Consider the following 9112-nt stretch of genomic DNA (forward strand, 5'->3'; position numbering starts at 1 on the left):
CCGCGGCGCGGTGCGCTCAGGACGGTCTAGGCGCACGCCGGTCCCTGCGTTGGGCCAGCTCCTCCTCGTCGACCAGGGTGAGCATCGGCTTGCCCGGCTCGCAGAACGCCTCCCCGGCGCGGACCACCCGCTCGGGCTCGCCCTCCACCTCCAGCAGCATCTCGCCGTCGATCACGTACCCGAACGCCGGGCCGGAGTGCCGGTGCGGCGGCGTGCCGGGATCGCCCGGCGGATACTCGATGACGACGGTCATCACGTGCGCGCCCGCCGGGATGAACGGCGGCTGCGCCTCCTGCAGCATGGTGAGCGCGCTCTGCCACGCATTCGAGCGCGGCTTCTCGTCGGTCATGGACGACTCCTCCGTCAGCTGCCCAGTGTGAGCAGGTCGGCGAACCCGAACCCCGGACCGGCGGCGGGCAGCACCGGCTGCCAGTCCGGCTCCAGGCTCAGGTAGCTGGCCGGGTCGGCGCGCACCAGCCCGAGCAGCACCTCGGCCACGATCCGGCCGCCGACCGGGCCGAGCCGGTCGCCGCCGCCGCGGTGCTCGGCCTCCTTCAGGATGTAGAACCACAGCGGCGTGCCGTCCGGCCACGGCTGTTCGACCTCGTCGGCGGCCAGTGGCGCCACGCCCAGCAGCCCGGCCACGGCCTCCCCGCTGGGCAGTCCCGTGGTGCCGCCGCGCACCAGGTCGCGTACGGCCAGCGAGCGGTAGGCGGCGGTGTCGACCGCGCCGGTGACCTGCTCGGGCAGCCCGATCAGGCTGGCCGCCAGCCTTCCGTCGATGCGTTTGGCGCGCTGCGCGGGCGGGCGGCCGGGCACGTCGAACACCTGGGTCAGGTCGAGCCGCCGGTCGCCGGGCACCGGCCCGAAGCCGACCAGATCCGGGAACAGCGGCCGGCCCGGCCCGCCGGCCACCAGCCGGTAGGTGTGCCGGATCTGCCCGTGGCCGTAGCGGAACGCCGCGTCGGCGAACTCCAGCGGGATGTACGACTGCCCCGCCGGCGGCGCGAACCAGCGCCCGCCCTCGGCGAGCAGCTGCTCGACCAGCTCCGCCCCGACCAGGCGGGGCAGGAAGTCGTGTACCACGATCCACTGGTAGTGCCAGGTCAGGGTGATGCGCGCCTTGTCGAACAGGTCCGTCTCGGGCACCCCGGCGCCGCGCAGCCAGCCGACGATGCCGTTGTGCGCGCGCAGCAGCGCCACGTGCAGGGCCAGCGCGAACAGGTGCGAGTCGTTGCGCGGGTCGCCGATCAGGGCGATGCCCTGCTGGTTGCGGGGCACGTCGCCGCCGTCCGGGCCGAGCAGGAACTTCGCCGGATCGTGCAGGTCGAACAGGAAGGGCGAGCCGATCGGGCCGTCGGAGTAGAGCATCTCCAGGTTGAGCTTCGGGGCACGGGCGTTGCGCAGCGCCTCCGGATCGACCGCGGCGCCGATCGGCGACCGGTCGGCGGTGATGTCGTGCGCGATCAGCTGCCCGAAGAACGGCCAGCCCGCCGCCTCGGCGGCGTCGTCCCCGTCCGGGCCGATCCGGTCGAGGAACGCGGCCGCGTCGCACACCCCGCCGCTCTGCCCGGCCCGGGTCAGCAGCTGCGGGTCGGTCACCAGCGGGCGCAGGTCCGGGAACATCCGCCCGTAGCGCGCGGCCCCGGTCGGCCGGTCCACCGCCCGCACGAGGCTGAGGCAGTGGTCCCGCGCGGCCACGCGGGCGCCGTGGGTGTACGCCGGAGCGCTGCTCACCCGCCGAGCGTATGCCGTGCTCACAGCTGGTCCGGGCCCGTTGGGCAAACCTGCCGGGTCGCCTGGCCGCCCGTCGCTACTCGGACATGCCGAATCCGGGATGGGTACGATGGCGCCATGAAGATGTCCGGCGGGGTGGAGTGGGCGCTGCACTGCTGTGTCGCGCTGACCGCGGCCACCGAGCCGGTGCCGGCCGTGCGCCTCGCCGAGCTGCACGACGTCTCCCCCAGTTACCTCGCCAAGCAGCTCCAGGAGCTGTCCCGGGCCGGGCTGGTGCGCTCGGTGCAGGGCAAGTCCGGCGGCTACCTGCTCACCCGCCCCGCCGACCAGATCACGGTGCTGGAGGTGGTGGAGGCGATCGACGGGCCCTCCGGCGCGTTCGTCTGCACCGAGGTGCGCCAGCGCGGCCCGCTGGCAGCATCGCCCGAGTCGTGCACCGCTCCCTGCGGCATCGCCCGGGTGATGTACGAGGCCGACCACGCCTGGCGGCAGGCGCTGCGCCGGGTGACCGTCGCCGACCTGCTGGCCGACGCCGAGCGCGCGCAGGGGCCACAGCTGCGTGACACCCTGCGCGGCTGGCTGACGACCGCCCACGGCTGAGCCGGCCGGCGGTCAGCGGGTGGCGAGCCAGTCGGCCATGCTGATCTTGCCCAGGCGGGCGTCGCCCAGCGGGACCAGTGACGTCTCCGCCAGCAGCGCGCCGAAGTAGCGCGCCTGCGGATCGGTGACCACCTGGCGGCCGTCCTGCTCGGCGGCCAGGTAGCGCCGCACGAACTCGTCCTGGCCGAACCGCTCCGGGCCGGCGATGTCGTACGTGCCGCCGACCGGCCGCTCGACCGCGGCGTCGGCCAGTGCGGCCGCGACGTCGTCGGACGCGATCGGCTGCATCAGCGCGGGCGGCAGGTGCACACCGTCACCCTGGGTCGCGCCGTCCGCGATCGCCGCCACGAACTCGATGAACTGCGTGGCGCGCACGATCGTGTACGGCACGGGACCGGCCTCGATCAGGTGCTCCTGGGCGACCTTGGCCCGCATGTACCCGCTGTCCGGGATGCGGTCGGCGCCGACGATGCTGAGCGCCACGTGGTGCCCGACCCCGGCGGCGGACTCGGCAGCCAGCAGGTTGCGGGTCGAGGTCTCGAAGAAACTCAGGACGGCGTCGTTCTCGAAGGACGGCGAGTTCGACACGTCGACGACCACGTCCGCGCCGTCGAGCGCGTCCGCCAGACCCTCACCGGTGAGGGTGTTCACGCCCGTGCTCGGTGCCGCGGCCACGACCTGGTGGCCACCGGCCTGCAGCAGACGGCCGACCTTGGTGCCGATCAGGCCGGTGCCACCGATGATCACAATCTTCATGTCGAACGCTCCCTGAACTCGGACCAGCTTTATCCGAGATAATACTCGGACCTCTTATGTCCGAGTCAACGAAAGGCCGCGTCAGCCGGAGTAACGCTGCTCACGCGGCGTGCCGACGCTTCTCTGACCTGTGTACCGCCGCTCGGGCCGAAGTACGGCTCAGTCCGCGTAATCGGAATGCGGCGGGATGTAGCCACCGCCCACCGCTCCAGGTATGCCGTTCGTATCGCGATCCGAATCCGGCGGGACGTGACCGCCGCCAGGAACGCCGGGGATGCCCAGCGGTCCTTGGCCCGGGTTCGGCGGCATGTGACCACCGCCCGGCGCGCCCGGGATGCCCGGCGGTCCCTGGCCGGCACCGCCGATCGTGCCCGCGGTCCGCTCGTCGGTGCCGCAGTAGTTGTCCGCGGCCTGGCGCAGCTTCCGTGACAGCGTCTCGGTGTCGTCGACCAGCCGCGCCAGCCGCCGCGCCCACCGCTGCCCGAAGCGCGCCGCCGCCTCGGCGGTCAGCGTCCCCGGGACCGCCGCCGTCACCGCCGTGGTGATCCCCGGCAGTCCGCGGAAGCCCTCTTCCGCCTGCCACACGACGTCGTCCAGCGCGGCCGCCGCCCGCTCGATGACCGCACAGTCCACCCGGATCTCGTCATATCCCGTCATGCCGACCCCTCGACCGCCGCAGCCCGCGGCAGCAGCCCGATCAGCCGCCGCCACACGTCCCCGGCCGAACACGGCGACAGCGTCACCGCCGCGTCCGGACCGCTCTGCCCGCTCGCCGCCCACAGCCCCGCCTGCCCGCCGTCGACGACATGCAGGCTGCCCGCGGACACCGCCCCGGACGGGCCCGCCCAGGCGGCATCGACCCGCCAGGACCAGCGGCCACCGGCCAGCAACGCGGCCAGCCGCGGCACCGCCTCGGCACCGCCCACCAGCGCATCCACCGGGGCGACGATCGGCTCCGCGGCCGGCACGGGACGGCGGCGCAACCCCACGATCAGCGCCACGGCGTGCGGCACCTCGACGACCTCCAGAGCGCCGAGCCGCGTCCCGCCGTCGACCGGCTCACCCAGCACGGCCAGCTCCGGAGTCGCCCAGATGCGATGCACCACCGACGCCGCCGCGTAGACCTGCACCTCCATCCGCAGCGCGTGCCGCGCCACCACCGTGAGCAGCTCGTCGGCCCAGCCGGTCACGGCCCCCGCGGGCATGGCCCCGGCTTCCGCCAGTGCCCGGGCCAGCACCCGCCCGGCCTGCGCATCGCCGGTGGCCACCGCGGCGACCGCGTCCAGTTCGGCCACGTCGAGCTGGAGTGTCTGACGCATCTGGTCGGCGACCGCCACGAGCGGCTCCCCTCTAAAGCACGCTGCCGAGCAGGTCCCCACCGCGATCCAGCAGGTCGCCACCGGATTCGAAGACGCCTTCACCGAATTCCCAGGCACCGTCCCAGGCCCGGTCGGCACCGCGCTGAGTGGCGCCCCACGCGTCGGTGACCGAGTCCCAGTGCATCTCGAGTAGGTTCGCCCCGCCCCACAGCGCCGCCGCGCTGACCGCGGCGATGGCGGTGTACGGGTTCGGCGCCACCAGTGTGGCCAGGCTCGCCGCCTGAAACTCCGCCTTGTAGACCTGCGCGGCGAGCCCGATGCCGCTACGCCGCTCATCCTCGTCGAGCAGGCTGCCCACCTCGGTCCACAGCCCCTGCCCGCTGGTGACCGCGGTGAGCAGGCCGCTGAACGGGATCGACGGCAGATCCATCACATGTGCCAGCGAGTTGGCGGAGTAGAGAACCGTCTGAGCGCTGGAGAACCAGCCCAGCCCGCCGTAGAGCTCCTCCCACCAGCTCGGATCGCTCTCCGGCTCGGGCAGGCCGAACACGGTGGCGCAGGCGAGATCGGCCTCGCCGACCGCGGTCAGCCGGGGCCCCAGCCTGCTGTGGATCTGCTCCGCGGCGGCGAACTGCCCCTCGTCGGCGCCGAAGACACCATCCGGGAACTCCACCTCCCCGGCCTCGCCGATGGTGAGCCCCGCACCGGCCGCGACCCGGTCGAGGTCGTTCAGCACCGACTGGGCAGCCCGCAGCGCCTCGGCGAACACGTCCACCGCACGGCTCACCTCGCGCATCCGATCCGCGGCGGCCCCCCAGCGTTCGATCAGCGCGTCCACCGCCCGCAACGCCGCCGTCGCGGCACCGCCGTCCCAGGCGGCCGCGAGTGGACGGCGTACCTCGTCATGCAGCCGGTCGGCGTCCCTGTCGATCGCCGTGGCCAGCCGGTGGAACTCTCTGGCCGCGGTGGACAGTTCGGCGGGCCTGGCCGCCCGCAGCTGCGTCAGGTTCATCTCACCTCCACGGCGATGCGTGTCGATGGCTTCGCATCATGGTGGCACGGGTACGCCGTCCTTGCACGCGGTGCGCATGCCGATCCGGGCGGCTCTGTTCAGCCGGCGAAATCCCAGCGGGTGGCTCCGTGCGGCTCCGCCGACGCCACCCCGACCGCGGTACGCAGCGCCAGCCGGTACAGATGCCAAGGCGGCGGACCTGCGCTGGGCGCGGTGAACGCCGCCGTGAGCGCGTCGCCCGCCACCGAGGCGGGCCAGCCCCCGGTGCGGTAGACCGCGGCGACCCGCTCCAGTGTGGACGGGTCGGTCACCCGGTGCGCCTCGCCCTCCAGCACCAGGTCGATGCCGCGCAGACGCACCGAGACACTGCACGCCGCGTTGACGGCCAGGTTGCGGGACTTCAACGTGGACGGACCGCTCACGAAGAACAGGGTGTCGTCGACCCATACCGCACCGACCCCGGCCGAGTGCGGACGCCCGTCCGGACGAACCGTGGCGAGGAAGAAGGTCAGGTCCGATTCGGGAGTGTCGGCGGCCAGTATGTCGCGCGGGCGGCTCCACGGCAGCTCCGCAGAGCCGTACTGGTCGAGATTACGGATCGCGATCGGCTCACTCATGCCGTCCGTCATACCCCGACCCGGGCGGTGAACGCGCCTGCTGCGGGGCCGGCCACGAAAGTGGCGGCCCCACTGGTGATCACGTTCTCATGTCGGAACCTGCGCTCTGGCCACGGTTTTTGACACGAAACGGCGATCATCCCCGGGCACTCGGGCCTGACCGGCCACCGCGGGTAGTGATAGGCCGGGCGCCGTCGGCTGATGATCGCGGTTTCGTGTCAGAACCTGTGCTCTGACCGCAGGTTCCGACACGAGACGGCGATCATCGCCGGGCAGCCGAGCGGACCGGGCGGGCCGTGCGGGGGGCGGGGTCAAGAAGGTGCCCGTCTACCACGGATGGCGTTGAGAAGGTGCCCTTCCTTCGCCCATAGCGGTGGCGGGCGCGGGAAAGGGTCCGGAAACGCGTTCAGGCCCACCCCGGCAGGGGTGGGCCTGAAACAGCGATGTTTGTCCGGCGGTGTCCTACTCTCCCACAACGTCCCCGTTGCAGTACCATCGGCGCTGGAGGGCTTAGCTTCCGGGTTCGGAATGTTACCGGGCGTTTCCCCTCCGCCATGACCGCCGTAACTCTATCAACATGTCAACCCGCGCCGATACGGCGTGCGTGGTTGCGTGTCGTGATGTGCATGGTGGACGCGAGACATCTTGCAGGACTCTCATATGTTGTCAGGTAAGTCCTCGGCCTATTAGTACCAGTCGACTGAACACATTACTGTGCTTACATCTCTGGCCTATCAACCCGGTGGTCTAGCCGGGGGCCTTACCTGGTTTCCCAGTGGGAGACCTCATCTTGAAGCGAGCTTCCCGCTTAGATGCTTTCAGCGGTTATCCCTTCCGAACGTAGCCAACCAGCCATGCACCTGGCGGTACAACTGGCACACCAGAGGTTCGTCCGTCCCGGTCCTCTCGTACTAGGGACAGCCCTTCTCAAGTCTCCTGCGCGCACGGCGGATAGGGACCGAACTGTCTCACGACGTTCTAAACCCAGCTCGCGTACCGCTTTAATGGGCGAACAGCCCAACCCTTGGGACCTACTCCAGCCCCAGGATGCGACGAGCCGACATCGAGGTGCCAAACCATCCCGTCGATATGGACTCTTGGGGAAGATCAGCCTGTTATCCCCGGGGTACCTTTTATCCGTTGAGCGACACCGCTTCCACATGCCAGTGCCGGATCACTAGTCCCGACTTTCGTCCCTGCTCGACCTGTCAGTCTCACAGTCAAGCTCCCTTGTGCACTTACACTCAACACCTGATTGCCAACCAGGCTGAGGGAACCTTTGGGCGCCTCCGTTACCCTTTAGGAGGCAACCGCCCCAGTTAAACTACCCACCAGACACTGTCCCTGAACCGGATCACGGTCCGAGGTTAGATACCCAGATCAACCAGAGTGGTATTTCAACGTTGACTCCACCCTAACTGGCGTTAGGGGCTCATAGTCTCCCACCTATCCTACACAAGCTGAACCGGATACCAATGTCAAGCTATAGTGAAGGTCCCGGGGTCTTTCCGTCCTGCCGCGCGTAACGAGCATCTTTACTCGTACTGCAATTTCGCCGGGCCTGTGGTTGAGACAGTGGGGAAGTCGTTACGCCATTCGTGCAGGTCGGAACTTACCCGACAAGGAATTTCGCTACCTTAGGATGGTTATAGTTACCACCGCCGTTTACTGGCGCTTAAGTTCTCCGCTTCACCCTTACGGGCTGACAGGTCCCCTTAACGTTCCAGCACCGGGCAGGCGTCAGTCCATATACAGCGTCTTACGACTTCGCATGGACCTGTGTTTTTAGTAAACAGTCGCTTCCCCCTGCTCTCTGCGACCCCACCCAGCTCCAGCCGCGAAGGCCTTCACCAGACGAGGCCCCCCTTCTCCCTAAGTTACGGGGGCAATTTGCCGAGTTCCTTAACCACAGTTCGCCCGATCGCCTCGGTATTCTCTACCTGACCACCTGTGTCGGTTTCGGGTACGGGCCGCGCACAGCTCGCTAGAGGCTTTTCTCGGCAGCATAGGATCATCGACTTCACCTGATACGGCTCGGCATCACGTCTCAGCCTTGATGCGGCGCGGATTTGCCTACGCCACGGCCTACACGCTTACCCCAGGACAACCACCGCCTGGGCTCGACTACCTTCCTGCGTCACCCCATCGCTCAACTACTACCAGCCAAGATCCCAACACTCGCACCGCCGGCCCGAAGGCCCTTGGTGTCCGTGGAGGTTAGTACAGCCAGGTTCATCGCGGGCGCTGCTTTGCGGGTACGGGAATATCAACCCGTTGTCCATCGACTACGCCTCTCGGCCTCGCCTTAGGTCCCGACTCACCCAGAGCAGATTAGCTTGACTCTGGAACCCTTGGTCATCCGGCGGCAGGGTTTCTCACCCTGCATTCGCTACTCATGCCTGCATTCTCACTCGTGTGGCGTCCACGGCTAGATCACTCTGCCGCTTCACCCGCCACACGACGCTCCCCTACCCACCCACACACCTGGACCGGTTTGACCCGGCCTGGTCATCGTGTGAGTGCCACAGCTTCGGCGGTGTGCTTGAGCCCCGCTACATTGTCGGCGCGGAACCACTTGACCAGTGAGCTATTACGCACTCTTTCAAGGGTGGCTGCTTCTAAGCCAACCTCCTGGTTGTCTATGCGATCCCACATCCTTTTCCACTTAGCACACGCTTAGGGGCCTTAGCTGGTGATCTGGGCTGTTTCCCTCTCGACTACGAAGCTTATCCCCCGCAGTCTCACTGCCACGCTCTCACTTACCGGCATTCGGAGTTTAGCTGACTTCGGTAAGCTTGTGGGCCCCCTAGGCCATCCAGTAGCTCTACCTCCGGCAAGAAACACGTGACGCTGCACCTAAATGCATTTCGGGGAGAACCAGCTATCACGGAGTTTGATTGGCCTTTCACCCCTAACCACAGGTCATCCCCCAACTTTTCAACGTTGGTGGGTTCGGCCCTCCACGACGTCTTACCGTCGCTTCAGCCTGCCCATGGCTAGATCACCCCGCTTCGGGTCTAGAGCATGCGACTGAACGCCCTGTTCAGACTCGCTTTCGCTACGGCTTCCCC

At 68.6% G+C, this 9112-nt stretch carries 8 protein-coding genes and 2 rRNA genes (1 of these 10 running past the window's edge); 1 reads left to right on the plus strand and 9 read right to left on the minus strand.

Annotation, left to right across the window (positions count from 1 at the left end; translation table 11 throughout):
- Positions 1–16: 16 nt before the first annotated feature.
- Entirely contained in the window at positions 17–349 is a 333-nt protein-coding gene (locus CS0771_RS28685) for a cupin domain-containing protein (RefSeq protein ID WP_212843903.1), read from the minus strand.
- A gap of 14 nt (positions 350–363) precedes the next feature.
- A complete protein-coding gene (locus CS0771_RS28690; protein WP_212843904.1) occupies positions 364–1737 on the minus strand; it encodes a peroxidase family protein in 1374 nt (457 codons plus the stop codon).
- Positions 1738–1854: 117 nt separating this feature from the next.
- Between CS0771_RS28690 and CS0771_RS28695 the strand changes: the two genes are divergently transcribed.
- Complete coding sequence (locus CS0771_RS28695; protein WP_212843905.1) at positions 1855–2337, plus strand: Rrf2 family transcriptional regulator; 483 nt, start codon at positions 1855–1857, stop codon at positions 2335–2337.
- Positions 2338–2349: 12 nt separating this feature from the next.
- On the opposite strand, the gene CS0771_RS28700 is transcribed toward CS0771_RS28695, so the two are convergent.
- From CS0771_RS28700 to CS0771_RS28730, 7 genes are all read right to left on the minus strand, one after another.
- Positions 2350–3093, minus strand: a complete 744-nt coding sequence (locus CS0771_RS28700) for an SDR family oxidoreductase (RefSeq protein ID WP_212843906.1) — start codon at positions 3091–3093, stop codon at positions 2350–2352.
- A 159-nt stretch (positions 3094–3252) separates the two neighbouring features.
- Positions 3253–3750 carry a WXG100 family type VII secretion target gene (locus CS0771_RS28705; RefSeq protein ID WP_212843907.1) on the minus strand — a complete coding sequence of 166 codons (498 nt, stop codon included), beginning with the start codon at positions 3748–3750 and terminating at the stop codon, positions 3253–3255.
- Positions 3747–4430: a hypothetical protein gene (locus tag CS0771_RS28710; protein WP_212843908.1), complete on the minus strand. Its 684-nt coding sequence runs from the start codon at positions 4428–4430 to the stop codon at positions 3747–3749. Before CS0771_RS28710 ends, CS0771_RS28705 begins: the two co-directional genes overlap by 4 nt.
- Before the next feature lie 13 nt (positions 4431–4443).
- On the minus strand, positions 4444–5424 hold the full coding sequence (locus CS0771_RS28715; protein ID WP_212843909.1) for a WXG100 family type VII secretion target: 981 nt from the start codon (positions 5422–5424) through the stop codon (positions 4444–4446).
- Positions 5425–5522: 98 nt separating this feature from the next.
- Complete coding sequence (locus CS0771_RS28720) at positions 5523–6041, minus strand: pyridoxamine 5'-phosphate oxidase family protein (RefSeq protein ID WP_212843910.1); 519 nt, start codon at positions 6039–6041, stop codon at positions 5523–5525.
- 449 nt (positions 6042–6490) lie between these two features.
- Positions 6491–6607 (minus strand): 5S ribosomal RNA (rrf, locus tag CS0771_RS28725).
- 100 nt (positions 6608–6707) lie between these two features.
- Positions 6708–9112, minus strand: a 23S ribosomal RNA gene (locus CS0771_RS28730); it runs 708 nt beyond the window's last position.

Origin of the sequence: Catellatospora sp. IY07-71, from assembly GCF_018326265.1 — a bacterium.
Classification (GTDB): domain Bacteria; phylum Actinomycetota; class Actinomycetes; order Mycobacteriales; family Micromonosporaceae; genus Catellatospora.

Coding starts and splice junctions, on each gene's coding strand:
- CS0771_RS28715 (WP_212843909.1), bottom strand. CDS start 5,424: ATGAACCTGACGCAGCTGCGGGCGGCCAGGCCCGCCGAACTGTCCACC.
- CS0771_RS28720 (WP_212843910.1), bottom strand. CDS start 6,041: ATGAGTGAGCCGATCGCGATCCGTAATCTCGACCAGTACGGCTCTGCG.
- CS0771_RS28705 (WP_212843907.1), bottom strand. CDS start 3,750: ATGACGGGATATGACGAGATCCGGGTGGACTGTGCGGTCATCGAGCGG.
- CS0771_RS28700 (WP_212843906.1), bottom strand. CDS start 3,093: ATGAAGATTGTGATCATCGGTGGCACCGGCCTGATCGGCACCAAGGTC.
- CS0771_RS28685 (WP_212843903.1), bottom strand. CDS start 349: ATGACCGACGAGAAGCCGCGCTCGAATGCGTGGCAGAGCGCGCTCACC.
- CS0771_RS28695 (WP_212843905.1), top strand. CDS start 1,855: ATGAAGATGTCCGGCGGGGTGGAGTGGGCGCTGCACTGCTGTGTCGCG.